The organism is Streptomyces sp. NPDC093089, from assembly GCF_044754405.1.
Lineage (GTDB): Bacteria > Actinomycetota > Actinomycetes > Streptomycetales > Streptomycetaceae > Streptomyces.
On the sequence record NZ_JBIVPA010000001.1, the window covers coordinates 225699 to 250090 of the forward strand.

Consider the following 24392-nt stretch of genomic DNA (forward strand, 5'->3'; position numbering starts at 1 on the left):
GCTCAGCCGCCGACCCGCACCAGACCCGCCTCGTAGGCGAAGACCGCCGCCTGCGTCCGGTCGCGCAGGCCCAGCTTCACCAGGATGCGGCTGACGTGCGTCTTGATCGTGGACTCGGCGACGACGAGGTGCTCGGCGATCTCGGCGTTCGACAGGCCCTGGGCGATGAGGACGAGGACCTCCGTCTCCCGCTCGGTCAGCTCCCCGATCTGCGCCGTCGCCGGCGGGCGCGGCGAGGTTCCCGGCGCCTTCGCGAACTCGGTGATCAGCCGCCTGGTGACGGTCGGCGCGAGCAGCGCCTCGCCGGCCGCGACGACCCGCACGCCCTCCGCGAGCTGCCGGGCCGAGGCGTCCTTGAGCAGGAAGCCGGAGGCCCCGGCGCGCAGCGCCTGGTACACGTACTCGTCCAGGTCGAAGGTGGTCAGCACGAGCACCTTCGCGTCCGAGTCGGCGGCGACGATCTCCCGGGTGGCGTCGATGCCGTTCAGCTCGGGCATCCGGATGTCCATGAGGACCACGTCCGGGCGGAGGGCGGCGACCTGGGCGATGGCCTCCCGGCCGTTGACGGCCTCGCCGACGACCTCGATGTCCGGCATCGCACCGAGCAGCACCGAGAAGCCCTCGCGGACCATCATCTGGTCGTCGACGATCAGTACGCGGATCACTGCGGGGCCTCCTCGCGGCTCACGGGGACGAAGGCCGCCACCTCGTAGCCACCGTCGTCGGTCGCCTCGGCCGTCATCTCCCCGCCCAGCATCGTCACACGCTCCCGCATGCCCGTGATGCCGTGCCCGGCACCCGGCGACGGCTTCGCCAGGCCGCGCGCCGGCCCGTTGGCGATCCGGAGCCCCAGGCCGCCGAGGACATAGCTGACCTCGACCTTCGCCGCCGCGCCCGGCGCGTGCCGCAGCACGTTCGACAGGGCCTCCTGGACGATCCGGTACGCGGAGAGCTCCACGCCCTGCGGCAGCTCCCGCACCGAGCCGGTCACCGTCTTCTCGACGTCGAGCCCGGCCTCCGCGACGTTGCGGATCAGGGCGTCCAGGTCTCCGAGGGTCGGCTGCGGGGCGTCGGGCGCCTCGTAGTCCTCGGCCCGTACGACCCCGAGGATGCGGCGCAGCTCGGTCAGCGCGGCGACGGCGTTCTCGCGGATGGTGAGGAAGGCCTGCTCCAGCTCCGGCGGCGGGTTCTCGACCCGGTAGGGCGCGGCCTCCGCCTGGATGGCGACCACCGACATGTGGTGCGCGACGACGTCGTGGAGCTCGCGGGCGATGGTGGTGCGCTCCTCCAGGACCGTCCGCTTGGAGATCTCCTGGGCGGTGACGGTCTGCTGGGCGGTGACCTCGCGGGCGGCCTGGCGGCGGATCTGGATCAGGGAGACGGTGAGCAGCGCGAGGGCCGAGACGAAGAGCAGCGGGATCGAGTCGGAGCTGCGTCCCACGCCGAGGAACATCTCGGCGAAGAGGGCGTAGGCCGCCGTCCCCGTCCACATCCACCCGGCGGTGCGCGGCCCGGTGCGGGCGGCGACGACGGTGAGGACGATCAGGTGGGCGGCGAAGGCGTTGTCCGTCCAGGGCCAGCCGCCCCAGTAACCGCCCAGGAAGGCGAGGAAGGGGGCCGAGCAGAGCGAGGCCCAGTAGGCGAGGACCGGCCTGATGAGCGTGGCCAGCACGATGGCGGGCGACGCCCAGGCGAAGAGGAACGCCGCCGGGCCGAAGTCGCTGTTGACCCGGTCGTACCCGATCAGGAAGACGATCATCGCGAGGAAGGCGACGGTCGCGTGCGGCAGCAGGCCCAGGTGGGCCCGTATCCGCTTCGGCAGGCGACTCACGGCGCCGCTCTCCGTGTCCATGCGCTTCAGCGGCCGGTACGCGAACGCGTCGTGGAAGAGTTCCTGGCGCAGCCCCCCGAGCGCCGCCTGCACCAGGCGGAACTCGGGGCTGCGGCTCGTCTCGGAGGTCTGTGTCTGGGTCACGCGAACCACGGTACGGGGGCCCCGTACCGTGGTCGTCCGGCTCTGTACGGATCCTTCCGGGTCCCTCTTGAGGACTACCGGGCGTTTCTAGAGGACGTTGTTGAACTTGGTGCCCTCGCCCGCGTACAGCGTCGTCGTCTGACGGCTGAAAGCGGAGTTGACGGTCCCCGTCGAGCGGTAGACGTACGTGCCGCCCGCCCCGTACGCGATCATGTCGGGGCGTCCGTCGCCGTCCAGGTCGCCGGCGCCGACGAGCTGGGAGAAGGCGCCCCAGCCGCCACCGATCCGCACGGGCTGCGCGAACCCGCCGGCGCCGTTGCCCTGGTACAGCCACAGGACACCGGAGGTGTCACGGGCGACCAGGTCCCCGGCGGCCGTGCCGGCGACGTCGCCGACGGCGGTGAGGTGGTTGTAGACCTGCCAGCCGCCGCCGACGCGGACCCGGGGCGCGAACGGCTTCGCGTAGCTGCCGGTGCCCTTGTAGAACCACAGGACGCCCGTGCTGTCCGTGGCCACCAGGTCGGAGCGGCCGTCGCCGTCGAGGTCCGAGCCGCCGGCGAGCTTGTTGTAGGTCTGCCAGCCGCTGCCGATCTGCGCGCGCGGCGCGAAGGTGCCGTCGCCCTTGCCCAGGTAGAGCCAGAGCAGGCCGGAGCCGTCGACCGCGACCAGGTCGCCGGAGGCCGCGCCGCCGATGTCGCCGGCGGCCTCGATCTGCTTGTACGTGTTCCAGCCCCCGCCGAGCCGGGTGCGCTGGGCGGACACGAACGTGCCGTCCACCGGGCGGTCCCGCAGATCGTCGCGCCACAGGACGCCGGCGGCGTCCCGGGCGAGGACGTCGGTGGAGCCGTTGTCGTTGTAGTCGTGCGGGTTGGCCGCGCGGACGACGCTGGTGAACCAGCCCTGGTAGGCGGGCTCGCCGGTGCCGTCGAGCAGCGTCGCCTCGGCCTCCACGCCGTACTTGCCGTTCGGCGCGTCGACCCCGCCGATGACACCGTCCCAGTCGAACGAGAACAGGGTGCCGGTCGCGGGAGCGGTCACCCGCTTCCTGAACTCCTTGCCGGTGGCGACGTGCGTGAGCGTGACGTCCAGGTAGGCGTCGGCGCGCGACAGCGTCCAGCCCAGGGTGACCTTGCCGCCGGTCTTGTCGAGCTCCGCCGTGTCGGGGACGTGGACCTGCTGGATCTCCAGCGGCTGCTCGGTCACCGGCGGCGTGCCCGTCTCGGCGACCTTGGTGACCGTCGGGGTGCCGCTGCCGTCGGCCGCGACGCGGAAGAGACCGCTGCCGTCGGCGGCCCGGCTGCCCCGGAGCACCGCGCTGCCGTCGGCCGAGGACGCCGCCCCCGAGGACATGACGCCGAGCTCGACGATCTCGCCGCTGGTCAGGGAGACGGCCCGGGCGGGCTTCTCGGGGTTGCCGTGGACCAGCCAGTCGCCCACGAGCGTGCTGTACCACTCGTCGCCGTGAGGGCCGAGGACGGTCTTCCTCTGCTCGTCCGTCCTGCGGTCCACGGACGTGATGTAGTCACCGGTACCGGCCTCGTAGCCGAACCAGGTCACGTGGGAGGCGGAGAAGTCCAGGCCGCCGTAGCCGTACCCGGACTCGGGAGAGGCGTATGTGGCGGTGACCGTCCCGGCCGCCGCGTCGACCAGGGCCCGGCCGCCGGTCCGCGCGTCCTGGGGTCCGGTCTCGTATCCGACGAGGACCTGGCCGTCGCGGGTCCTGGAGCCGAAGAAGTCGGTGGCGTCCGCCGGCAGGCCTGCGATCTTGCGGCTGGTCGTCGTGGCACCGTCCTTGGTGACGACGTGCAGTTCCGCCTGGCCGACCTGGTTCACGACCTGGGCGAGCACACTCGTGGGGCTCAGCACGGCCACGTAGTTGCCGCCCAGCGCGCCGAGGTCGATGCCGACGCCCGGCGCGGCCGGGTCGGCCATGTTCCGCAAGGTGATCGAACGGAACTCGGCGGACCAGGAGTCGTCGCCGAGGACGACCACGTCACCGGCACCCACGGCCCAGCCGTCGGGGTCCTGGAGCGGGGTCGCGGTGCCGCCGTCGAACGGCGTCCAGAGCAGGTTTCGGGTGCCGTCGGGGGCGAAGGAGTACGTCAGGAAGCCGGAGGAGCCCACGCCTCCGAAGTCGCTGCCTGCCGGGTAGACGGGAAGGTCGGTGTCCTGGGTTGCCGCGACGGCCGCCGGGACGGCCGCGAAGGCCTCCGGGGCGGCGGCCGACGTGCCGGCACCGAGGGCGGTGACGGCGAGGACGACCGTGACAGCCGTGGCGAGTCGGGTGCCGGTGGACCGGATCTGCAAGGTGAAACCCCCACGAGGAAGATCGGACACGGGAGTGCCGCGCCCGATCAGACCCGCCACCGGCTCGAAGGGTTGTACGAGCACCCGGGCAAGGACGGGATTCCGGGTCGCCCGTCACCAGGCCAGTTGGGCGATCTCCTCCGCGACCACCGCGCAGGCGTCGGCGGCCGGGTCGATCAGCGGGAAGTGGCCGATGTCCTCCAGGAGCGTGAGGCCGACCTCCTCGCCCGCCTTGGACGCCGCCTCCGCGTAGGCCTCGGCGACGGCGTGCGGGACGACGACGTCCTCGCGGCCCTGGACGAGGGTGGTCGCGATGCCGGTCGGCAGGAGGACGGCGGGGTCGGCGGAGGCCGCGCGCGCCGCGTAGGCGGCCTCGCCGCCGAGGAGTTCGGTGACCGCGCCGCCGCACACCCCGAGCTCGACGGCCCGCGCGAAGTGGGCGATGGGGGCGAGGGCGACGACGCCGCGCAGGGCGGGCGGGTCGGGGAGGCGCCACGGGGAGCCGGCGGGCAGGACGTGCCGGGCGGCGGCCCACAGGGCGAGGTGGCCGCCGGCGGAGTGGCCGGTGAGGACGATCCGGCAGGTGTCGGCCTGCGGCAGGTGCTCGGCGGCCAGCTCCGGCACGGCGTCGAGGGCGGCGGCCACGTCGTCGAAGGTCTCGGGCCAGCGGCCGGCGACCGGGGCCGTGCCGCCCTGGCGGGGGATGTCGCTGCCGCGCCGGTACTCGACGCTCGCCACGGCGAAGCCGCGGCGGGCCAGGAAGTCCACGAAGGGCGTCAGGTGCCACCGGTCGTACGGGGCCCGCCAGGCGCCGCCGTGCAGGGCGACGACGAGCGGGGCCCTGGTGCGTCCGTCGCGCGGGGCGTAGAAGTCGACCACCTGGTCCGGGTGGTCGCCGTACGCGGCGGAGGCGTCCGGGGGGACGGCCGGGTGCGAGAAGGCCGACGCCTCTTCGGCGGCATCGCGCGCGGCGGGGTCCGGCATGGTGTTCCAACCTCTCGGATACGCGGCCGAATTGGCCTGACCTGCGGGGACGGTACCAGCACCGGAGCCCCCGCAGATCAGGCGTTCATCGGACGGTCGCGCCTCAGCCGGCGAGGTCGGTCAGGACCTCCGCGAGGACCCGCGCCGCCCGCTCCGCGTCCGCGAAACCGACGTACAGCGGCGTGAAGCCGAACCGCAGCACGTCCGGGCGGCGCAGGTCGCCGACCACACCGCGGCGGATCAGCTCGGCCATCACGGCCGGCGCCTCGGCGCAGCGCAGCGCGACCTGACTGCCGCGCTCGCCGTGCCCGACGGGCGTCGCCGGCTCGACCCGGCCCGCGGGCGCGTAGGCGCGCACGCACTCCAGGAAGAAGTCGGTGAGCGCCAGGGACTTGGCCCGCACGTCCTCGATCGCGACCCCGTCCCAGACGTCGAGCGCCGCTTCGAGCGCCAGCATCGAGAGGATGTCGGGGGTGCCGACCCGGCCCTTCAGCGCGCCCTCGGCCGCCGCGTACCCGGGGGTCATGGCGAACGGGTCGGCGTGTGAGTTCCAGCCGGGCAGCGGCGAGTCGAAGCCGGCCTGGTGCCGCTCGGCGACGTACAGGTACGCGGGCGAACCGGGGCCGCCGTTCAGGTACTTGTAGGTGCAGCCGACGGCCAGGTCGACCGCGTGCGCGTCGAGCCCGACGGGCAGCGCGCCCGCGCTGTGGCACAGGTCCCAGACGGCGAGCGCGCCCGCCCCGTGGAGCGCGGCGGTGATGCCGGGCAGGTCCTGGAGCCGTCCCGTCCGGTAGTCGACGTGGTTGACGAGCGCGGCGGCCGTGCGGCCGCTCACCGCGGCCGCCATGTCGGCCGGGTCGCACGGCACGACGACGTGCCCCGTCATCCGCGCCGCCGACTCCGCGATGTACCCGTCCGTGGGAAAGGTCGTCGCGTCGACGAGTATCTCGTCCCGCCCGTCGCCGTTCAGCCGGGCCGCGGCGACGACCGCCTTGAAGACGTTCACGCTCGTCGAGTCGCCGACCACGATCTGCCCGGGGGCCGCGCCGACGATCGGCGCGATCCGGTCGCCGATCCGCTCGGGCGCGGTCCACCAGCCGGACTCGTCCCAGGAGCGGATGCGCAGCTCGCCCCACTCGCGGGTGATGACGTCGGCCATCCGGGCCGGGACGTGGGCGGGCAGCGCGCCGAGCGAGTTGCCGTCGAGGTAGACGGTCCCGGCGTCGAGGGCGAACTTCTCGCGGTGCTTGCCCAGGTCGTCGGCCGCGTCGAGGGCGCGCGCCCGGTCCTTGAGGAGGTCAGACATGGCTGCGGGCCGTCCAGAGCTCCGGGAACACGTTCTTCTGGGCCCGCTTCTCCAGCCAGGCCACGCCGGCCGAGCCGCCGGTGCCGGTCTTGGCGCCCATCGCGCGCCGGGTCGCGACCAGGTGGTCGTTGCGCCAGCGCCAGACGAGTTCGGCGACGTCGCTGAGGGCCTCGCCGAGGCGGACGAGCTCGCCGTTCTGGTCGGCGTCCGCGTAGATCCCGGCCCAGACCGCCTCGACCTCGGGGGACGGCTCGTACCGCTGCGACAGGTCGCGGCCGAGGACCGAGGCCGGCACGGGCAGGCCCCGGCGGGACAGGAACGCGAGGACCTCGTCGTACAGGCTCGGCTCCTGGAGCGCCTTCTCCAGCTCGGCGTGGACGCGGGGCGCGCCCCGGTGCGGCACCAGCATGGAGGCGGCCTTGTCGCCGAGCAGGAACTCCATCCGGCGGTACATCGCCGACTGGAAGCCCGAGCCCTCGCCGAGCGCGGCGCGGTAGGCGTTGAACTGGGCGGGGGTGAGCTGGGCCAGCGGCCGCCAGGAGTGGTTGAGCGCCTCCAGCTCGCGCACGGAGCGCTTGAGCGCGTCCATCGCGACGGGGACGCGGTCCTCGCGCAGCGCGCGGCTCGCGGTCTCCCACTCGTGGACGATCACCGTGAACCACAGCTCCATGACCTGGGTGGTGACCAGGAAGACCATCTCGCCGGGGTCGTCCGAGCGGAGGTGCTGGAGGTGGGTGAGGACGTCCGCCTGGACGTAGTCCTCGTACGGCGTGGTACCCGCGAAGTCGAGGTTCGGGTCGTCGACGACCGAACCGGCTCCGGCATCGGGGAAGGTGGACATTGCTGTCTCCTCGATACGTACTACCGGGTAGCGGTCTGCTCCTCCGTGCGGCGCGTCGTCCGGCACGGGAGCCCCGGTCCCCTCGGGAGGCGTGCTGCGTCGCGCGCCGTCCCAAGCGCATCATGACACGATCGGACCAGCGATGTAGATCCCGTCTTCGTCATACGGAAACACGTTCGAACGCCCTTCCCCCGTGGCGGGGGAAGGGCGTGGCACCGCAGAGCGGGAAGCGTCAGCCGAGGGTCTCGGCGGCCGTCTCCGAGGAGTCCCGCAGGAACGTGGTGCAGCGCTCGAACTCGTCCTTCTCACCGATCTCGCCGGCCGCACGCGCCAGGGCGTGCAGCGCGCGCAGGAAGCCGCGGTTCGGCTCGTGCTCCCACGGCACCGGGCCGTGGCCCTTCCAGCCGCTGCGGCGCAGCGCGTCGAGGCCGCGGTGGTAGCCGGTACGGGCGTAGGCGTACGACTCGACGACCGCGCCGCGCTCGTAGGCGTCGTCGGCGAGCCGGGCCCAGGCGAGCGAGGACGTCGGGTACTTCGCGGCGACGTCCGCCGGCGCCGTACCGCTCGCGAGCAGCTCGCGCGGACCCGGGTCGTCGGGCAGGTGGGTGGGGGCCGGTCCCCCCAGCAGGTTCTCGTGGATGGCCATGGGCCCAGTCTGCCTCAGGGCGCCGACCCCGGCCGCTCCCGCTCCCCCGGCTCCCGCTTCCCCGGGTCCAGGGGCGGCGCCGTCACCCCGCAGTGCACCCGGCACTCCGGATGGCACGCGACCGCCCCGACCGGGGTGCGCATCGTCGTCCAGGCGAGGACCGCGCCGGCCACCAGGAGGGCCGCGCACATCGGCATGGCCCGCCGGAAGGTCTCGTCGAACTCGGCCGCCGAGAGGTACGCCTCCGGGCCCATCCCGGCCAGCAGCGGCAGCGCGGCCACCGCGAGCAGCCCGGCCGCCCGGGCCGCGGCGTTGTTGATCCCGCTGGCGAGGCCCGCCCTGGCCACGTCCACCGAGGCGAGGACGGTCGCGGTCAGCGGCGCGACCAGGGCCGTCATGCCCAGCCCGAGGACGACCATGGCCGGCAGCACGTCCCGCACGTAGGACGCGTCCTCCCCGACCCGCAGCATCAGCAGCATGCCCGCGGCGCACAGCAGCGGCCCCACCGTGAGCGGGATCCGGGGGCCGATCCGCTCCCCCAGCTCACCGGACTTCGCCGAGAGCAGCAGCATCAGCACGGTCGTCGGCAGCAGGGCCGTACCGGCGCCGAGCGCCGAGTAGCCGGACACCACCTGGAGCTGGAGCGCGGCCAGGAAGAAGAACCCGCCGAAGGCCGCGTACACGCACAGGGTGACCAGGTTGACGGCGGTGAAGAGCCGCGAGCGGAAGATCGACGGCGGCGTCATCGCCGCCTCGCCGCGCCGCCGCTCCACCAGCACGAACGCCGCCCCGACCGCGAGCCCGACCACCGCCGCCCACCAGGCCGCGCCGATCAGCGCGTACGTGACGAGCGAGAGCGCCACCGCGCCGAGGAACGCCCCCAGCACGTCGAACCGGCCGTGCGCCGTCTCGTCCCGGGACTCCGGCACGTGCCGCAGCGCCACCGGCACGCAGACGACCGCGAGCGGCACGTTCAGCAGGAACACCCAGCGCCAGCCCGGCCCGTCCACCAGCCAGCCGCCGACAAACGGCCCGATCGCCGCCCCCACCCCGCCGAATCCCGACCACAGGCCGACCGCCCTGGCCCGGTCGTCCTCGTGGAAACTCGCCTGGATCAGCGCGAGCGAACCGGGCGTGAGCAGCGCCCCGCCCACCCCCTGGAGGGCGCGGGCCGCGATCAGCACCCCCGCGTTCGGGGCGAGCCCGCACAGCAGCGACGCGACCGCGAACCACACCACGCCGATCACGAACACCCGGCGGCGGCCGTAGCGGTCGCCGAGCGCCCCGCCGAGCAGGATCAGCCCGGCCAGGGTCAGCATGTACGCGTTCACGGTCCACTGGAGCGCGCCGAGGTCGGCGCCCAGGTCCTCGCCGATGTGCGGCAGCGCGACGTTGACGACGGTGGAGTCGAGCAGCGCCATCCCGGACCCGAGCACGGTCGTGAACAGGATCCAGCGGCCCGTCCCGGAGCTCATCCGGATGTCCATGCCTGCATGATCCCGCGAACGACGGAGCCCCGCCCACCGGAATCCGAGGAAACCGGTGGACGGGGCCTCGCGGACCGGGGGGTCAGCGGGTGACGTTGAAGTACTTCCACCCGCCGTAGTTCGTGGTGTTCACGTTGTCGCCGGACGTGGTGTCCACGTACGCCGTGCGGACCCGGGCGCGGACGCCCTCCGCGCCGTTGGCGTCGAGGTTGACGTACGCCATGCCGCCGCTGGTCAGCGAGACGTAGTCCGTGGCGCCGCTGCGCCAGGCGCCCGCGTACCAGACCTGGAGCTCGACCTTGGTCTTGCGGCCCGGGTACGGGTTGTTCCACGCGGTGACCAGCACGTCGGTGGACTGGTGGTACGTCTGGTACCAGATGGTGCCGATCTTCGACCACTTGTAGTGCCGGGACAGCGCGGTCGTCAGGCCGGCCTTCGTGTACACCGTGGACCCGGCCTTGGCCCAGCCGGACCGGGTGTCACCGGCGAAGATCGCGGTCACCCAGGTGTCGCGGGTCATCTTGGTCGTCACCGACAGCTTGCCCGCCGAGTTGACCGTGCCCCGCTTGAGCAGCCGCCGCGGCTCCGCCCCGTACGGGTCGGCCCAGATCTCCACGACGCGGTTGCGGTACGACCAGCCCAGGGAGGCCGTGTACGTCACGTTGGTGCCGTAGTTGACGGTGAGGTTGTTCCGGTCGAGCGTCAGCGCGGTCTTGAACGGGGTCACGTTGACGACCGCCGTGCCGCTCGCACCGGTGCGCGTGGCGTCGCCCGCGTACGTCACCCGGTACGTGACGTTGCCGGCCGCGGTCGGGGTGTCCGGGAACGAGAACGCGCCGTTCGCCCCGAGCGGCTTCGTCCCGAGCGCCTTGCCCTTCGGGAACTCGGCGTCGTACCGCGTCACGGTCAGCGGCGTGCCGGCCGGCGGCACCAGGGTCCCCGTGACCGTGCCCGAGACGGTGATCGCCTTGAGGACCGCCACGGTGGACGGGACCTTCACGGTGACCGTGGGCACGGACTTGGTGGGCTCGTCCAGGACGTTCAGGCGGACGCCGTTGCCACTGCTGGCGGCGGTCACCGCGAACAGGCGGCTGCCGCCCGGCTCCCAGGCGAGGGAGCTGGGAGCGAGGCCGTCGCCGCTGCTGTAGGTCCCGGTGTTGGGGAAGTCGTACTGCCGCACGGCGGTCGTCTCGCCCGGCCGGTAGACGAACACGTCCGGGTCGTACGGGGCGTCGGAGCCCGCCGCGACGGTGCCGTCGGCGGCGACGGCCACGGCCGCGCCGTGGTACTCGCTGGCGTAGGCCCCCACCTGGGTGAGGTCGGAGACCTGCCAGACCCGGTGCCGGTTGCCCGCGGTGGCCGTGATCAGACGGCTGCCGTCCTGGGTGTAGGCGAGGTCGCTGACCATGCCGCCGCTGCCCGTCTCGGACTCGGGAGAGCGCGCGGTGCGGACCGCGGCGCCCGTGCTCACGTCGTACGCGCCGATCCGGAACGAGTGGTAGTACGAGGACACGGCAGCGAGGGCGTTCGGGTCCGTGGGCGAGGCGACGAGCCGCGGGGCGCCGGAGTAGTTGATCTCCGCGTCCTGGCCCAGGGCCACCACGGGCTGCTCGCCGGAGGTGTCGATCGAGCCGATGTCACCGTCGTAGTCGGTGCCGTAGCCGAACCAGATCCTGCCGCCCGCGGCCGCCACGAACTTCGGATCGGTGCCCTCGCCGGTGGCGTAACGGGTCTTCTCCGTCACCGCCTCGGCGTCCAGGGCGACGATCGCGTCGGCGCCGGGCACCGCGGCGTACAGGCTGCCCGAGTCGGCGGAGAGCGCCAGCCCGGTGACGCCGGGCAGGTCGGAGACGGTGCCCAGGACCGTGCCCGCGTAGTCGGTCGCGACGACCTTCCCGAGGTACGGGTCGCTGATGAAGATCTTCCGGTGGACGCCGTCCACCACCATGTCGCCCACGGACGACATCGGCAGGAGCTTGCTGCTGTCGGCGGACGCCGGGCCCGCCGTGCCCGCGACGAGTGCCGCGGAGCTGATGAGAACCGCGAGTGCGGTCGCAGTCGAGAGAGTGCGCTTGCGCACGATGAAGAGGCCCCCCAAGAACATGGTCTCCGGCCCCTCGATCATGGGGGCACGGTGCAGGGAAGACTAGACCACGTCCATGACAAGGCGCGCACGCGAAAAAGCCCGGCACCCTGAGGTGCCGGGCTTTCGCTCCGTGCTCACCGCGGCGTCACGCCCGCTTCGGCCACCTGCGCGGCTCCGGCTGTCGCCCGCCGCGGCTCGGTGCCTACTTCAGCTTCGTGCCGGTCGAGCGCAGCGCGGCGCACGCCTCGGCCACGCGGGTGGCCATGCCGGCCTCGGCGAGCTTGCCCCAGGTGCGCGGGTCGTAGGTGGACTTCGTGCCGACCTCGCCGTCGACCTTCAGGACACCGTCGTAGTTGCGGAACATGTGGTCCACGACCGGGCGGGTGAAGGCGTACTGCGTGTCGGTGTCGAGGTTCATCTTCACGACGCCGTTCTCCAGCGCGGTGGCGATCTCCTCGGCCGTCGAGCCCGAGCCGCCGTGGAAGACGAAGTCGAACGGGGAGGCCTTGCCGAACTTCTCGGCGACGCCGGCCTGGAGGTCCTTGAGGAGCTCGGGGCGGAGCACGACGTTGCCCGGCTTGTAGACGCCGTGCACGTTGCCGAAGGAGGCGGCGAGCAGGTAGCGGCCCTTCTCGCCCAGGCCCAGGGCCTCGGCGGTACGGATCGCGTCCTCGACGGTGGTGTACAGCTCGTCGTTGATCTCGTGGCTGACACCGTCCTCCTCGCCGCCGGTCGGGGTGATCTCGACCTCAAGGATGATCTTGGCGGCGACGGCCTTCGCGAGCAGCTCCTGGCCGATGGCCAGGTTGTCCGCGAGGGTCTCGGCGGAGCCGTCCCACATGTGCGACTGGAACAGCGGGTTCTCGCCACGGGCGACGCGCTCGGCGGAGATGTCGAGCAGCGGACGGACGTAGCCGTCCAGCTTGTCCTTCGGGCAGTGGTCGGTGTGCAGGGCGACCGTGATGTCGTACTTCGCGGCGACGATGTGCGCGAACTCGGCCAGGGCAACGGCGCCCGTGACCATGTCCTTCTTGTGCTGACCGCCCAGGAACTCGGCTCCGCCGGTCGAGATCTGGATGATGCCGTCGCTCTCGGCCTCCGCGAAGCCGCGCAGCGCAGCGTGCAGGGTCTGGGACGAGGTCACGTTGATGGCCGGGTAGGCGAACTTGCCTGCCTTCGCCCGGTCGAGCATCTCGTTGTAGACCTCGGGGGTTGCGATGGGCATTCGTCCGCTCCTTGTGATGTGCGGGGTGTGTGCGTTTCTGTCCCTGACCTGGGGGCGACGTCATCGTCGACCCCATCCTTTCAGACTCTCGTCCGGGCTCCCACGGGCGCGGCACGACCAAGGGCGGGGTGTTTCACGTGAAACACCCCGCCCTTGGATGAAAACGCAGGTCAGGACCGCTATCACCAGAGTCCGGGACCTAAGTCACGACTTCGCGGCGGTTACGCCAGGTCGAGATCGGCCAGCTGGTAGCCGGTGAGGTAGGTCAGGCCCGCCCCGCCGATCGCGTCGGCGGCACCGCGGTCCACGATCGTGGCCACGGCGACGACCTCGCCGCCCGCCTCGCGGACGGCCTCGACCGCGGTCAGCGGCGAGCCGCCGGTCGTCGAGGTGTCCTCGACCACCAGGCAGCGACGGCCCTTGACGTCCGTGCCCTCGATGCGGCGCTGCATGCCGTGCGCCTTCTGCGCCTTGCGCACGACGAAGGCGTCGAGGCGCTGCCCGCGCGCGGCGGAGGCGTGCAGCATCGAGGTCGCGACCGGGTCGGCGCCGAGCGTCAGCCCGCCGACGCAGTCGAAGTCCAGGTCGGCGGTGAGGTCGAGCATGACCTGACCGACCATCGGCGCGGCCTCGCCGTCCAGCGTGATCCGGCGCAGGTCGATGTAGTAGTCGGCTTCCAGACCCGACGAGAGGGTCACCTTGCCGTGGACCACGGCCTTGTCCTTGATCTGCTGGAGCAGCTCAGCGCGTACGTCAGTCATGGTCAGCAGCTTAAAGCCGCCGCCAGCTCCAGACGCTCTCGACCTCCAGGGGGTCGATCGGGGTGACGAGGCGCGGGAGGGTGTTGAGGCCGTTCGGCGGGCCGGACTGCGGCTCGACGCAGACCGCCTCGGCCGGCTCGTCGTAGATCACGACCCACTCGGCACGGCTCGCGACCTTCAGCTCCAGCTCGTCCGGCCAGGTCAGGGTCACGTCGACGCCGCCGGGCATGCCGAAGCAGTCGTCCCAGGGGCCGGGGAGGGGGTCGATCCGGCGGCCGGTGGGGAGGTGGTTCTCGCCGCGCTCCTCCTGCCAGGCGGGGGCGAAGCCGAGCTCCACGTCCTGGCCGCCCCGGCCGAGGTTGCGCAGGAACCAGGGGTGCCAGCCGGCCTGGGCGGGGAACGAGTCGGTGTAGGTCTCGACCCCGAAGCGGAGCGTGAGGGAGTCCTCGGCCAGTTCGAAGACCTGGGTGACCCGGCCCTCGTACGGCCACGGGTCACCGAGTTCGCAGGTGAACACCGCCTCGGTGGCGGACGTCCTGGCGGTCTTCCAGGCCACGTCGCGGACGGTGCCGTGGATGGCGTGCGGGGCCGCGTTGACCGGCAGCGTGTGCGAGGTGGCGCCGTTGCGGAAGCGGCCGTTCTCGGTCCGCCCGCACCACGGCACCATCGGGAAGCTGCCGTACCGCTCGCCCTGGCGCAGCACCTCGGTGCCGCCGATGCGCAGGCTCTCGATCCGGCAGCCGTGCTCGGGGTTGATGGTCAACTCGGCGGCGCCCGCCGTCAGTCGCGTCTGCATCGTCACGCCCCGACCCTAGCCGCGATGGGCACGTTTCAACGACGGCGCCGCAACGCCCGTCCGACGACGACCGCCGAGGCGAGGGCGAGGGCCGCGGCGGGCGCGATCCAGCGCAGGGTGGCGCCGGCACTGCTCGACTCGGGCGCGGGGACGGGGGCGTACCGGCCGCGCGGCGGGGCGTGGTCGACCTCCTCGGCGCTCCGCCCGATCATCGTCCGGCGGGCGTGGGCGGCCTCCGCGGCGGGCTGCGGGGCGGGGAACTCGATCGGGGTGCCGCCGAAGTCCTCGTCCAGGAGCGGGTCCAGGGAGGACGGCGGGACCGGGGTGTCGAGCAGGGCGCTCCGGCCGGGCTCCTCGGCCCCGTCGTCGACTCCGTCGTCGTCGGCCCCGTCGTCGTCGAGCCCGTCGTCGTCGAGCCCGTCGTCGTCGGTGTCGGCGTCGGCGGTGTCGGCGTCAGCGTCGGCGGTTTCGTCGGTGTCGGTGTCGGTGTCAGCGGTTTCGTCGGTGCCGGTGTCGGCAGGTGCCTCCGCCCCCGCCGGCGCCACCGCGAGGGCGGCCAGCGTGTCCACGAACCTGTCGAGCAGCTTGGCACCGGCCAGGTACCTCGCCCCGTCCGTCGCCTCGGCGAGCCGGCCCTCCGCCGTGAGGGCGCCGGTGAAGCTCAGGCTGGTGCCGTCGGCCACCGGAGTGAGGACGACGGTGAGGGACAGCTCGGCCGAGCCCTTGCCGCGGACCTCGGTTCCCTGGCCCTCGTAGGTGATGGCACCGTCCCGCTCGACGACCTTCAGGGCGCCGCGGTACGTGATGGTGTTGCCGCCGACCCGGACCTTGAGCCGTCCCGTGAGGGGGCCCGCGGACTCGTCGGCGTCGCGCTGGAGGCCGGGCACGCAGCGCACCAACCGGGCCGGGTCCGTGAGCGTCGCGCGCAGGGCCTCGGCCGGGACGGGAACGAACACCTCATGCTCCATGGAAACCGAGCCTACTCAGGCCGGGGCGCGACGTCGCCTGTTTGCCGCCGGGCGTGCGCCCCCGGCCGGCCGCCCGGGGGCCCGGCGGGGCGGGCCGCGGTCCCGCGCTCAGGAGCCGTACCTCGGGTGCACGAGGGTGGACGGGGGCAGTTCGGCGCCCTTGGTGCGTTCGGCGCGGCGGGCCGCGGCGGCCAGGGTGTCGGCGGCCAGCGAGCGCAGCCGGGGCGCGTCGGGGGCGAGGCCGAGGGCGGGCCGCCGACCTCCCCGCACCGCGAGGAGGAAGCCCCAGTCGCACGGCCCCCGGTCCTCGCCGCTGACGCGGTCGGCGCGGTCGGGTCCGGCGGCGAAGCCGGGGGTGCGGCCGCTCGCGCTGTAGGGGCGGGTCGCGAAGCCCGCGGCGCGCAGGGTGGCGTCCACCGTCCAGTAGGTGCGCGGCCGGTCGGCGGCCGATCCGGCGTGCACGGCGAACCGTCCGGCGCCGGTGAGGACGCGGGCCACCAGGCCGTAGAACTCCTCGGAGTACAGCTTGGTGCTGGGGGTGATGCCGGGGTCGGGCAGGTCGGAGATCACCACGTCGTACCGTTCCTGCACACGATCGGCGGCGTCCCTCAGCCAGCCGAACGCGTCCGCGTAGACCACCCGCACGCGCGGGTCCCGGAACGCCTGCGCGTTGAGCGTGGCGAGGGCGGGGTCCGTACGGGCGAGGCGGACGACCCCCTGGTCGATCTCGACGACGGTGACGGCGCGGACCCCCGCGTAGCGCAGGACCTCACGGGCGGCGAGGCCGTCGCCGCCGCCGACGATCAGCACGCGCGCGTGCTCGCCCTTCATCGCGGGGTGGACGAGGGCCTCGTGGTAGCGGTGCTCGTCCTGGCCGGCCACCCTGAGGCGGCCGTCGAGGAAGAGGTCGGGCGGTCCCTCGCGGCCGCCGGTCACGACGATCTCCTGGAGGTCGGTGTGGACGGCGACCCGCACCCGGTCCCCGTACACGGCCCGGCGCGCGGCCTGTTCGAAGTCGGCGACGAGGACGGTCGCGGTGGCGAGGACGGCGAGCACGCACACGTTCACCGCCAGGAGCAGGGCCCTGGAGCGGCGGGTGAGGTCGCGGCGGAACACCCAGAGGACGAGCCCGCCGCCCGCCACCGCGTTCACCGCGCCGGTGACGAGCGCGCCGGTGAGCTGACCGAGCCAGGGCAGCAGCAGGAACGGGAAGGCGAGGCCGCCGACCAGCGCGCCGACGTAGTCGGCGGCGAAGAGGTCGGCGACCGTGCCCGCGGCGTCGTCCTGGTCCCCGGGCGGGGCCTGTCGGCCGGCCCGGCCCGACCGGCCCGCCCGCTGTATCAGCGACATCAGGAGCGGGATCTCGGCGCCGATGAGCACGCCGATGGCCAGCGAGAACGCCACGAGCACGTACCGCGACTCGCCGAGCCAGGCGAAGGACGCGTACAGCACCATCGCCGAGCAGCCGCCGACCAGCGCGAGGCCGGCCTCGACCAGGCCGAAGCCGACGGCGGCGCGGCAGCGCAGCCGCTTGGCGAGCAGCGAGCCGACGCCCATCGCGAAGACCATCACGGAGAGCACGACCGAGGCCTGGGTGACCGAGTCGCCGATCAAGTAGGAGGCGAGCGCGACCAGTTCCAGTTCGTAGACCAGACCGCACGCGGCGCAGACGAACACCACCGCGAGGACCGGGAGCCGCACCGCCCCGGGTGGTCTGACGGGCCGCCGGGGCGGCCGTCGCACCCTCTTGGGTGGCATGGTCACGGTCGGCTCGATCATGGCCGTAACGCTACGTCACGACCGACGGACCCTTTGTCACCCACACGAGTGCACCTGGGGCCCGGCAGGGGCGTATCAGAGCGTTGCAGGCATACGTGCGCCGATACGGGTCCTGGTCACCACCAACTGCCCCTCCTGCGGGTAGGCGTGCCAGGTGCGCCACCGCACCTGGCCCTCCTGGCGGTGCGCCAGCATGGCCGTGAAGGCGTGCGGCGACCCGGGGAAGGTCCCCGCGAGGCCGTTGGGGTGGTCGGCGACGAGTGCGAGCAACTCCTGTGCGCGGCCCGCGAAGGAGCCGTGCGGGAGCGTCTCGACGCGTGCGGCGAATTCGTACTCCCATTCGCCGATGCGCTTGGAGACGCCGAGCGGGAGCGGGGTGCTGCTGCCGGGCATGCAGGCCACGGTCTCCGAGCAGTGGTGTCCGTCCTCGTCGAGGAGGACCTGGTGGGAGGCGCCGAGCAGTCTCAACTGGAGCTTGGCGCCGGAGAGTTCGAGGTCGAGCACCGCGAGGGCGGGCAGCGGCTCGCGCCCCAGCGCCCAGGCCAGGTCGGCCGCGCGCGTGTCGGTGTAGGTGGTCTTCAGGCTGGTGAGCATGGGTCGGCTCCGCAAACACGGTTTGACGGGTGGGCCGGGGGCGCCCCGAGAGGGTCCAGCGGGAGTGGGGGATCGCCGGCTCGGTTCCACACACGGTCCGAGGGCTGTCTCTGTCAGGAGCGAGAGAACCACGGACGCCGGACGACTCGCAGCGTTTTTACCCAACTTGCCGTGTTTTCCAACCCCTTCGGGGAACCCGCAGTTCAATTGTTCAATCAGAATCGATCGAGATGTCGGCACGGAATGCCAACGTCACGTGCCTCCGGAGGCAACGCCCGCTCAGCTGCCGCCACCGCAGCCACCGCCGCAGCTCGACCCGCACGAACTCGCGCAGCCGCCGCTGCCGCCGCCGTCGGCCCAGCCGCCCTTCCGACCCCCGCGCCGCCGGCCCCGCCTGCGGTCCCGCATTCCGGAGACCAGGCCGATGACGACCAGGGCCCCCAGGATCACGATGAAGATCTCCATCCGTACCACCCCCGTTCTTCTGTGCGAGGGGGATGCCCCCTGAGGCCCCCCGTCAAAGCGGATTTGAGCGAATCGAGAGCTTCAGCTGCACGAGGACGACGAGCCCGAGGACGACGAGCACGACGAGCTCGAACACGAGGACGCGGAGCAGGAGAACGACGAGGACGAGGAGCACGAGGAGGAGGAAGAGGACGACGAGGACGAGGTGGCGGAGGAGCCCGCACCCGCCCACCAGCTGTCCCGGCCGCCGCGCCCGCGATCCGTCCCTCGCGTACCGCCCATCCCGCTCGCGACGAGCCACACGGCGAATCCGATCACGGCCGCGATCCCGAGGATGAAGAATGCGATGTCCATGCCAGGGCGATCCCCTCGCCGCGCCCCCGTCAAAGCACACTTGAGCAAGTCCAGAGCTTCCCCGCAGGATGGCTCCCATGACACGACCGCTGCTCAATCGCCGCCTCGCCGAGTTCGGGACGACGATCTTCGCCGAGATGTCCGCGCTCGCCGCCAGGACCGGGTCGATCAACCTCGGTCAGGGCTTCCCCGACACCGACGGCCCGGAGGAGGTCCGGGAAGCCGCCGTCCGCGCGCTGCGGGACGGCCGCGGCAACCAGTACCCGCCCGGCCCCGGCGTCCCCGAGCTGCGGACGGCCGTCGCCGACCACCAGCGGCAGCGGTACGGCCTGGAGTACGACCCCGACACGGAGGTGCTGGTCACCGCGGGCGCGACCGAGGCCATCGCGGCGGCCCTGCTCGCCCTCGTCGAGCCGGGCGACGAGGTGATCGCCCTGGAGCCGTACTACGACTCGTACGCGGCCTGCGTCGCGATGGCCGGCGGCACCCGTGTCCCCGTCACCCTCCGCCCCCACGAGGGCGCCTACGTCCTCGACCTGGACGAGCTGCGGGCCGCCGTCACCGACCGGACCCGGCTGATCCTGCTCAACACCCCGCACAACCCCACCGGCACCGTCCTCACCCGCGCCGAGCTGACCGCCGTCGCCGAGCTCGCGGTCGAGCGGGACCTGCTCGTGGTCACCGACGAGGTGTACGAGCACCTGGTCTTCGACGGCGCCGAGCACGTGCCGATCGCGACCCTCCCCGGCATGCGGGACCGCACGGTCACCATCGGGTCGAGCGGGAAGACCTTCTCGTTCACGGGCTGGAAGGTCGGCTGGGCTACCGGCACCCACGAACTCGTCGCCGCCGTCCGGACCGCCAAGCAGTACCTGACCTACGTCAGCGCGGGCCCCTTCCAGTACGCGGTCGCCGAGGCGCTGCGCCTGCCGGACGCCTATTTCGACAGTTTCCGCGCCGATCACCAGCGCAAGCGCGACCTGCTCGGCGACGGCCTGCGCGCGGTCGGGTTCGAGGTCTACCAGCCACAGGGCACGTACTTCATCACCGCCGACATCACCCCCTTCGGCGAGAAGGACGGCTACGCCTTCTGCCGCGCCCTCCCCGAACGATGCGGCGTCGTCGCCATCCCCAACTCCGTCTTCTATGACGACCCCGGCACCGGGCGCAGTCAGGTCCGCTTCGCCTTCTGCAAGAAGGACGACGTCCTCGTCGAGGCCGTCGGCCGCCTTCGCCGCCTCGTGTCCTGAACGCGAAGGCGGCGCCCGCCGCCGCTCGTCAGCGGTGCCGTCTGCGGCCGCTCCCGCTGGTGCCGCGCCCGCGCTTGTGGGCGCGGCCGTGACGGGCGGCGGGTATGTGCAGCGCTCGGGCAGCCAGTCGCCTGAGCTCCTCCATGCCCGCCCCGTCAGGGTGCGCGGAGGCCGACGCGGCGACGATCGCCTCCCCGACCTCGGGGCCTTGGACGCACAGCGCCTCCTCGGCGCCGCCCGGGCCGCCCGGGCCGCCCGGGCCGCCCGCCAGTTCCACGAGCTGGAGCGGGTTCTCGCCGAGCACAAGGAGGTGCTCGGCGTCGGCCATGTCCTCCGGGGACAGCAGCTCGCGCTGTGCCAGCGCGTTCAACGCCAGCGGGGCCGGCTGGGGCCGCCGCGCAGCCTGCGCAGCAGCCGCTCGCCCTCACCGTCCGGCAACGCCGCCGACAGCACGCCGAGCATCGCCTGCGCACGTAGGCGGAAGGACATGGTCCGTACGGCGTACAAGGCACTGGAGACCGTTCGGTGTCCAGCGGATGCCGAGGGGAGGCGTACACGAGGATCGCGGTCGAGGCTCCCGGGCTGACCAGGTACCGGACGCGGCCACCGCTGGTGATCTCGTACTCCCACTGCTCCAGCTCGGAGCCCTTCCGTTCCCTGGGTGGCATGGCTGCCTCCGGTGCTGATGGTTCCGGTCGGACCGCGGCAGAGGGTCCCGCCCGTGCGGTTCGCGTTCCGCGAGCGCACCGAGGTACTGACGGACGCGGCGGAACGCCTCCGCAAGGCATGCACGGGCTGATCGCCACCCTGCCGGACGGGCGACGCGTCCCCCGCCGCCTGCCACGCCTCGCCTGCCCGGCGCTTCGCGCCGGAGGCCGTCTTTTCGGCTCTTGCCGCACCGACAAAGAGGGACGTACAATTTCCTGTACGTGGAAAGGAGGGTCGACCGTGAAGACCATGACGTATTCCGAGTCGCGCGCGCGGTACGCCGAGGTGCTCAACTCCGTCACCGACGACCGCGAAGAGGTCGTCATCACCCGTGCCGGACATGAGCCGGTCGTCATCGTCTCCCTTGAGGACTACGAGTCCCTGAAGGAGACGGCGTACCTGCTGCGCAGTCCGGCCAACGCCCGGCGCCTGCTCGCGTCCATCGACGAGCTGGAGAACGGCGGCGGCACCGTGCGTGAACTGGCGACCGACGAATAAGGGCTGCGAGTTGAAGATCACCTTCTCCTCCAGCGCCTGGGAGGACTACCTGTGGTGGCAGCTCCAGGACCGGAAGACCCTGAAGCGCATCAACACACTCATCGCGGACATCACCCGGAACGGCAACGAGGGCATCGGCAAACCGGAACCGCTCAAGCACGGATTCCAGGGCTACTGGTCACGCCGCATCAACGACGAGCACCGGCTGATCTACAAGGCCACCGAGGACGGCGTCCTGATCGCGCAGTGCCGCTACCACTACGAAAGCTGACGGGACCTGGGGGGCAGGCGCAGCGCCCTCCCCGCAACTGGCCGGCGCCGCACACACATGGGTGTGCGAACACGCAGTCGGCTGGGCTACCGGCACACGGGAGCTCGTGATCGCTGTCCGAACCGCCAAGCAGTACCTGACGTACGTCAGCTCGGGCCCGTTCCAGTACGCGATCGCCGAGGCGCTCCGCCTCCCGGACGCGTACTACGACGGCCTCCGCGCCGACCTGCGACGCAAGCGCAACCTGCTCGGCGACAGCCTGCGGACGGCTGGCTTCGAGGTGTACCAGCCCCAGGGCGCGTACTTCATTCACCACCGACATCACCCCCTTCGGCGAGAAGGACGACGTCCTCACCGAGGCCGCCGGCCGCCGGCCGCCGGCCGCCTGCAACGATTGGCGTCCTGAACTCGCGTGCCTCCCTCGCGCGTGAGGTCAAGGCGAGGTCATCACCGGCGTGGATGCCGGGTGGTCTGCACACGATCGCGTGCAGACCACCCGATCGACCTCGGCAGCGGACAGCACCCCATGGCGCCGGCCCAGTGAAGTACGGCTATGTCCACCCGGGCACGGTGGAAGACCGATGAGTCCGGCCTCGCCGCCCGGTCTGACCCTATGACTGGTCGATCACACACCGCGTGGAGAGGTAGTTGTCTCATGAGCAAGGTGGTATTGAACGTCACCATGTCGCTCGACGGCTTCATGGCCGGTCCGGACATCAGCGCCGAGCACCCCATGGGCCGGGGCGGTCTTCGTCTGCATGAATGGATCTTTGACACGTCAGGGAGCGAGGTGGACGCCGCGGTCGCACGAGAGGTCTCGGACTCGACAGGTGCGGTCGTACTCGGCAGAAGAACATTCGACGTGGGTGTCGAGGTATGGGAGGACACGCCCTTCCCGGTCCCCTGCTTCGTCCTCACCCACAACGCTCGAAGCCAGGCGGTCATGAAGAGCGGGACCTTCACCTTCATCACCGGAGGCGTGGAAAGCGCGCTTCAGCAGGCACGGGCAGCGGCGGGCGGCAAGGACGTCACGATCATGGGTGCGGACATCGCTCAACAGGCGCTCAGGGCCCGGCTCCTCGATGAGATCAACCTTCAGATCGCACCGGTGCTGATGGGCGACGGCCGCCGACTCTTCGATCACCTGGGAAAGGAACACATCGAGCTGGAGCGGAGCAGAATCCTCGTCTCACCGCACGTCACCCACATGCGATTCCGCGTCACACATGCCCGGAACACGCCGTCCAGCAGAGTGTCGGCCCCAGCCCTTGACGGCTGACGTTCGTGGGGGGTGCAGCTCCTCGTAGGCCGTGAGCGGATCGCCGACGCAAGCGGTGAGGCGGGCAGTCGACGAGAGGCTCCGCCCCCACCGACGCCACTGGTGCGTCGGCAGCAAGTTCACGGGGCACCGACCTGACCCTACGCGGAGCCAGGAAACAAATGGGTGGGTGAACGCGGAGTCGGCTGGACCACCGCGAGCCCCGAGCTGACCTCCGCCGTCCGCTCGGCCAAGCAGTTCCTCACCTACGTCTCCGCCGGCCCGTTCCAGTACGCGGTCGCCGAGGCGCTCCGCCTCCCCGACGGCTACTTCGACGCCCTGCGCGCCGACCTCCAGGCCAAGCGGGACCTGCTGAGCGAGGGCCTCGCCCAGGCCGGCTTCGAGGTCTACCGCCCCTCCGGCACCTACTTCGTCACCACCGACATCCGCCCGCTCGGCGCCACCGACGGCTTCGCCTTCTGCCGCTCCCTGCCCGAACGCGCCGGGGTCGTCGCCATCCCCAACGCCGTCTTCCACGACCACCGCGAAGCCGGCGCCCCCTTCGTCCGCTTCGCCTCCTGCAAGAAGACCGAGGTCCTGGAGGAAGCGGTCTCCCGCCTCAAGCGCCTGGCCTGAGGCGCGGGCCGGACGCGCGAGGGCCCGGACGCACGGGAGCCCGACCCCCCGCGAAGGGGGCCGGGCTCCGTGGCCGGTCGGCGGGGAGGCTCAGGCCTCCTCGTCGCCCGCCGCCTTGTCCTCGGGGGACTCCAGGCCGAACTGCTCGACGATCCACTTGTCGAACTCGATGGAGGCGCGGACCCAGCTGACCGTGGAGGACACGAAGTGCTCCAGGGCGACGCCGGTGCCGATCAGCATCTGCGCCTCACCGATCAGGCGGAGGGTGGCCGAGCCGTCCTCCTCCTCGTGGAGGTGGGTGTAGACCTTGGGCCACAGGGTGCGGCGGTTCCAGTCGTCGATCGCGTCGAGGATCTTCGCGCGGTCGTCGGCCGAGTGCGGACGGTCGTAGAACGTCCGGACCGAGAAGACCTGCTGCTCGTCCTCGCCGCGGAACATGAAGTACGTGCGGAATTCCTCCCACGGCGCCGCGAGGTCACCCTCGTCGTCGACGACGTACTTCAGCTCCATCTGCTCGAGGAGCTGCTTGACGAGGTCCTGGTCGGGGACGACGGGGCCCGCCGGTCCTGCGGCCTGAGGCTGGGGCTGGCCCCCGAAATTCGGAATCGAGGACGGGTCGATGCTCACCGTGTATTTCCCTTCGTACGGATGCTCGCCATCCTCTCCCATGCCGGGCGGTGCGTGGCAAGCCCCGCCGGTCCGGAAGCGGCGAGATCCGCTGCCAGCTGACAGGATCTCGTTCCCATGGGGGAACAGAAGAGGAAATCCCGGTGGTGGATCTGGCTCGCCGTGGGGCTCACGGTGCTCTGCGGGCTGCCGGTCGCGCTGCTGGCCTGGTCGGCGTACTCGTTCACCGAGGCGGGACGGCAGCAGGTGGTGGACTGCGGCGAGGCGATGGAGTTCGCGCGCGGACGCCTTCCCGCGTCCGCCGAGGACGCCCGGTGCACCGGGATGCACTGGCAGGACTCGTACATCACCGTGGACTTCCGCATGCCGCGCGCCGGGGTGGCCGACTGGCTGGAAGCCACCTATCCGGGCGCCGCGCCGGACACGCCCTGCGACGAGGACCTGTGCCGGGAGGTCGACTTCGACCAGGTGCTCTACGTCCGCGTGAAGGTGGTGTACGAGGACGGCGGCCCCGCCCTCGTACACCTGACGTCCTTCGACCTGTAGGCCGCCGGGGGCCCGCCCGGACGG

At 72.2% G+C, this 24392-nt stretch carries 25 protein-coding genes and 2 pseudogenes; 7 read left to right on the forward strand and 20 right to left on the reverse strand.

Annotation, left to right across the window (positions count from 1 at the left end; translation table 11 throughout):
- Positions 1–2 precede the first annotated feature (2 nt).
- From ACIQFX_RS01040 to ACIQFX_RS01120, 17 genes are all read right to left on the reverse strand, one after another.
- Entirely contained in the window at positions 3–665 is a 663-nt protein-coding gene (locus ACIQFX_RS01040) for a response regulator (RefSeq protein WP_402457378.1), read from the reverse strand.
- Positions 662–1984, reverse strand: a complete 1323-nt coding sequence (locus ACIQFX_RS01045) for a sensor histidine kinase (RefSeq protein WP_402457382.1) — start codon at positions 1982–1984, stop codon at positions 662–664. Before ACIQFX_RS01045 ends, ACIQFX_RS01040 begins: the two co-directional genes overlap by 4 nt.
- A gap of 78 nt (positions 1985–2062) precedes the next feature.
- Positions 2063–4282 (reverse strand): FG-GAP repeat domain-containing protein, encoded by a 2220-nt coding sequence (locus tag ACIQFX_RS01050; protein ID WP_402457385.1) that lies wholly within the window; start codon positions 4280–4282, stop codon positions 2063–2065.
- Positions 4283–4396: 114 nt separating this feature from the next.
- Positions 4397–5266, reverse strand: a complete 870-nt coding sequence (locus ACIQFX_RS01055) for an alpha/beta hydrolase (protein ID WP_402457388.1) — start codon at positions 5264–5266, stop codon at positions 4397–4399.
- Positions 5267–5369: 103 nt separating this feature from the next.
- On the reverse strand, positions 5370–6572 hold the full coding sequence (kynU, locus tag ACIQFX_RS01060; RefSeq protein ID WP_402457391.1) for a kynureninase: 1203 nt from the start codon (positions 6570–6572) through the stop codon (positions 5370–5372).
- Positions 6565–7413 carry a tryptophan 2,3-dioxygenase family protein gene (locus ACIQFX_RS01065; protein ID WP_402457394.1) on the reverse strand — a complete coding sequence of 283 codons (849 nt, stop codon included), beginning with the start codon at positions 7411–7413 and terminating at the stop codon, positions 6565–6567. The genes kynU and ACIQFX_RS01065 overlap by 8 nt, the downstream gene beginning before the upstream one ends.
- Positions 7414–7645: 232 nt before the next feature.
- Entirely contained in the window at positions 7646–8059 is a 414-nt protein-coding gene (locus ACIQFX_RS01070) for a DUF3151 domain-containing protein (RefSeq protein ID WP_402457397.1), read from the reverse strand.
- 14 nt (positions 8060–8073) lie between these two features.
- A complete protein-coding gene (locus tag ACIQFX_RS01075; protein ID WP_402457400.1) occupies positions 8074–9546 on the reverse strand; it encodes an MFS transporter in 1473 nt (490 codons plus the stop codon).
- Between the two features lie 82 nt (positions 9547–9628).
- Entirely contained in the window at positions 9629–11671 is a 2043-nt protein-coding gene (locus ACIQFX_RS01080; RefSeq protein ID WP_402457403.1) for an Ig-like domain repeat protein, read from the reverse strand.
- Positions 11672–11834: 163 nt separating this feature from the next.
- Positions 11835–12857, reverse strand: coding sequence for a class II fructose-bisphosphate aldolase (gene fbaA / locus ACIQFX_RS01085; RefSeq protein WP_402457406.1), 1023 nt, complete (start codon positions 12855–12857; stop codon positions 11835–11837).
- A gap of 221 nt (positions 12858–13078) precedes the next feature.
- Complete coding sequence (gene pyrE / locus ACIQFX_RS01090) at positions 13079–13618, reverse strand: orotate phosphoribosyltransferase (RefSeq protein WP_402457409.1); 540 nt, start codon at positions 13616–13618, stop codon at positions 13079–13081.
- Between the two features lie 10 nt (positions 13619–13628).
- Entirely contained in the window at positions 13629–14414 is a 786-nt protein-coding gene (locus tag ACIQFX_RS01095; RefSeq protein ID WP_402458536.1) for an aldose 1-epimerase, read from the reverse strand.
- A gap of 35 nt (positions 14415–14449) precedes the next feature.
- A complete protein-coding gene (locus tag ACIQFX_RS01100) occupies positions 14450–15382 on the reverse strand; it encodes an SRPBCC family protein (protein ID WP_402457412.1) in 933 nt (310 codons plus the stop codon).
- 108 nt (positions 15383–15490) lie between these two features.
- Complete coding sequence (locus ACIQFX_RS01105; protein WP_402457415.1) at positions 15491–17161, reverse strand: polyamine aminopropyltransferase; 1671 nt, start codon at positions 17159–17161, stop codon at positions 15491–15493.
- 75 nt (positions 17162–17236) lie between these two features.
- Positions 17237–17755, reverse strand: a complete 519-nt coding sequence (locus ACIQFX_RS01110) for a DUF2617 family protein (RefSeq protein WP_402457418.1) — start codon at positions 17753–17755, stop codon at positions 17237–17239.
- A gap of 279 nt (positions 17756–18034) precedes the next feature.
- Positions 18035–18220: a hypothetical protein gene (locus tag ACIQFX_RS01115; protein ID WP_402457422.1), complete on the reverse strand. Its 186-nt coding sequence runs from the start codon at positions 18218–18220 to the stop codon at positions 18035–18037.
- 52 nt (positions 18221–18272) lie between these two features.
- Complete coding sequence (locus ACIQFX_RS01120) at positions 18273–18452, reverse strand: hypothetical protein (protein ID WP_402457425.1); 180 nt, start codon at positions 18450–18452, stop codon at positions 18273–18275.
- Between the two features lie 190 nt (positions 18453–18642).
- Here ACIQFX_RS01120 and ACIQFX_RS01125 point away from each other — a divergent pair, with 190 nt between their 5' ends.
- Positions 18643–19824: a pyridoxal phosphate-dependent aminotransferase gene (locus tag ACIQFX_RS01125; RefSeq protein WP_402457428.1), complete on the forward strand. Its 1182-nt coding sequence runs from the start codon at positions 18643–18645 to the stop codon at positions 19822–19824.
- 28 nt (positions 19825–19852) lie between these two features.
- On the opposite strand, the gene ACIQFX_RS01130 is transcribed toward ACIQFX_RS01125, so the two are convergent.
- A complete protein-coding gene (locus tag ACIQFX_RS01130) occupies positions 19853–20194 on the reverse strand; it encodes a hypothetical protein (RefSeq protein ID WP_402457431.1) in 342 nt (113 codons plus the stop codon).
- Positions 20191–20313, reverse strand: coding sequence for a hypothetical protein (locus ACIQFX_RS01135; protein WP_402457434.1), 123 nt, complete (start codon positions 20311–20313; stop codon positions 20191–20193). The genes ACIQFX_RS01130 and ACIQFX_RS01135 overlap by 4 nt, the downstream gene beginning before the upstream one ends.
- A 459-nt stretch (positions 20314–20772) precedes the next feature.
- On the opposite strand from ACIQFX_RS01135, the gene ACIQFX_RS01140 reads away from it, so the two are divergent.
- The 5 genes and pseudogenes from ACIQFX_RS01140 to ACIQFX_RS01160 form a co-directional block, all read left to right on the forward strand.
- Positions 20773–21030 carry a type II toxin-antitoxin system Phd/YefM family antitoxin gene (locus ACIQFX_RS01140; protein WP_037676836.1) on the forward strand — a complete coding sequence of 86 codons (258 nt, stop codon included), beginning with the start codon at positions 20773–20775 and terminating at the stop codon, positions 21028–21030.
- A 10-nt stretch (positions 21031–21040) separates the two neighbouring features.
- Complete coding sequence (locus ACIQFX_RS01145) at positions 21041–21301, forward strand: Txe/YoeB family addiction module toxin (protein ID WP_402457439.1); 261 nt, start codon at positions 21041–21043, stop codon at positions 21299–21301.
- A gap of 76 nt (positions 21302–21377) precedes the next feature.
- A pseudogene (locus tag ACIQFX_RS01150) lies at positions 21378–21645 on the forward strand (aminotransferase class I/II-fold pyridoxal phosphate-dependent enzyme); the annotation flags it as partial.
- A gap of 311 nt (positions 21646–21956) precedes the next feature.
- Positions 21957–22580, forward strand: a complete 624-nt coding sequence (locus tag ACIQFX_RS01155) for a dihydrofolate reductase family protein (RefSeq protein WP_402457443.1) — start codon at positions 21957–21959, stop codon at positions 22578–22580.
- A 180-nt stretch (positions 22581–22760) separates the two neighbouring features.
- Positions 22761–23195: pseudogene (locus ACIQFX_RS01160) on the forward strand (aminotransferase class I/II-fold pyridoxal phosphate-dependent enzyme); the annotation flags it as partial.
- Positions 23196–23285: 90 nt separating this feature from the next.
- Here ACIQFX_RS01160 and ACIQFX_RS01165 read toward each other — a convergent pair.
- On the reverse strand, positions 23286–23822 hold the full coding sequence (locus ACIQFX_RS01165; RefSeq protein ID WP_376490360.1) for a YbjN domain-containing protein: 537 nt from the start codon (positions 23820–23822) through the stop codon (positions 23286–23288).
- A gap of 117 nt (positions 23823–23939) precedes the next feature.
- Here ACIQFX_RS01165 and ACIQFX_RS01170 point away from each other — a divergent pair, with 117 nt between their 5' ends.
- Positions 23940–24368: a hypothetical protein gene (locus ACIQFX_RS01170; RefSeq protein WP_402457446.1), complete on the forward strand. Its 429-nt coding sequence runs from the start codon at positions 23940–23942 to the stop codon at positions 24366–24368.
- Positions 24369–24392 lie beyond the last annotated feature (24 nt).

Excerpts from the sequence above, each read along its gene's own strand:
- ACIQFX_RS01135 (WP_402457434.1), bottom strand. The coding sequence starts at position 20,313 with ATGTCCTTCCGCCTACGTGCGCAGGCGATGCTCGGCGTGCTGTCGGCG.
- ACIQFX_RS01170 (WP_402457446.1), top strand. The coding sequence starts at position 23,940 with ATGGGGGAACAGAAGAGGAAATCCCGGTGGTGGATCTGGCTCGCCGTG.
- ACIQFX_RS01125 (WP_402457428.1), top strand. The coding sequence starts at position 18,643 with ATGGCTCCCATGACACGACCGCTGCTCAATCGCCGCCTCGCCGAGTTC.
- ACIQFX_RS01095 (WP_402458536.1), bottom strand. The coding sequence starts at position 14,414 with ATGCAGACGCGACTGACGGCGGGCGCCGCCGAGTTGACCATCAACCCC.
- fbaA (WP_402457406.1), bottom strand. The coding sequence starts at position 12,857 with ATGCCCATCGCAACCCCCGAGGTCTACAACGAGATGCTCGACCGGGCG.
- ACIQFX_RS01105 (WP_402457415.1), bottom strand. The coding sequence starts at position 17,161 with ATGATCGAGCCGACCGTGACCATGCCACCCAAGAGGGTGCGACGGCCG.
- ACIQFX_RS01115 (WP_402457422.1), bottom strand. The coding sequence starts at position 18,220 with ATGGAGATCTTCATCGTGATCCTGGGGGCCCTGGTCGTCATCGGCCTG.
- ACIQFX_RS01110 (WP_402457418.1), bottom strand. The coding sequence starts at position 17,755 with ATGCTCACCAGCCTGAAGACCACCTACACCGACACGCGCGCGGCCGAC.
- ACIQFX_RS01070 (WP_402457397.1), bottom strand. The coding sequence starts at position 8,059 with ATGGCCATCCACGAGAACCTGCTGGGGGGACCGGCCCCCACCCACCTG.
- ACIQFX_RS01075 (WP_402457400.1), bottom strand. The coding sequence starts at position 9,546 with ATGGACATCCGGATGAGCTCCGGGACGGGCCGCTGGATCCTGTTCACG.
- pyrE (WP_402457409.1), bottom strand. The coding sequence starts at position 13,618 with ATGACTGACGTACGCGCTGAGCTGCTCCAGCAGATCAAGGACAAGGCC.
- ACIQFX_RS01055 (WP_402457388.1), bottom strand. The coding sequence starts at position 5,266 with ATGCCGGACCCCGCCGCGCGCGATGCCGCCGAAGAGGCGTCGGCCTTC.
- kynU (WP_402457391.1), bottom strand. The coding sequence starts at position 6,572 with ATGTCTGACCTCCTCAAGGACCGGGCGCGCGCCCTCGACGCGGCCGAC.
- ACIQFX_RS01080 (WP_402457403.1), bottom strand. The coding sequence starts at position 11,671 with ATGATCGAGGGGCCGGAGACCATGTTCTTGGGGGGCCTCTTCATCGTG.
- ACIQFX_RS01100 (WP_402457412.1), bottom strand. The coding sequence starts at position 15,382 with ATGGAGCATGAGGTGTTCGTTCCCGTCCCGGCCGAGGCCCTGCGCGCG.
- ACIQFX_RS01155 (WP_402457443.1), top strand. The coding sequence starts at position 21,957 with ATGAGCAAGGTGGTATTGAACGTCACCATGTCGCTCGACGGCTTCATG.
- ACIQFX_RS01065 (WP_402457394.1), bottom strand. The coding sequence starts at position 7,413 with ATGTCCACCTTCCCCGATGCCGGAGCCGGTTCGGTCGTCGACGACCCG.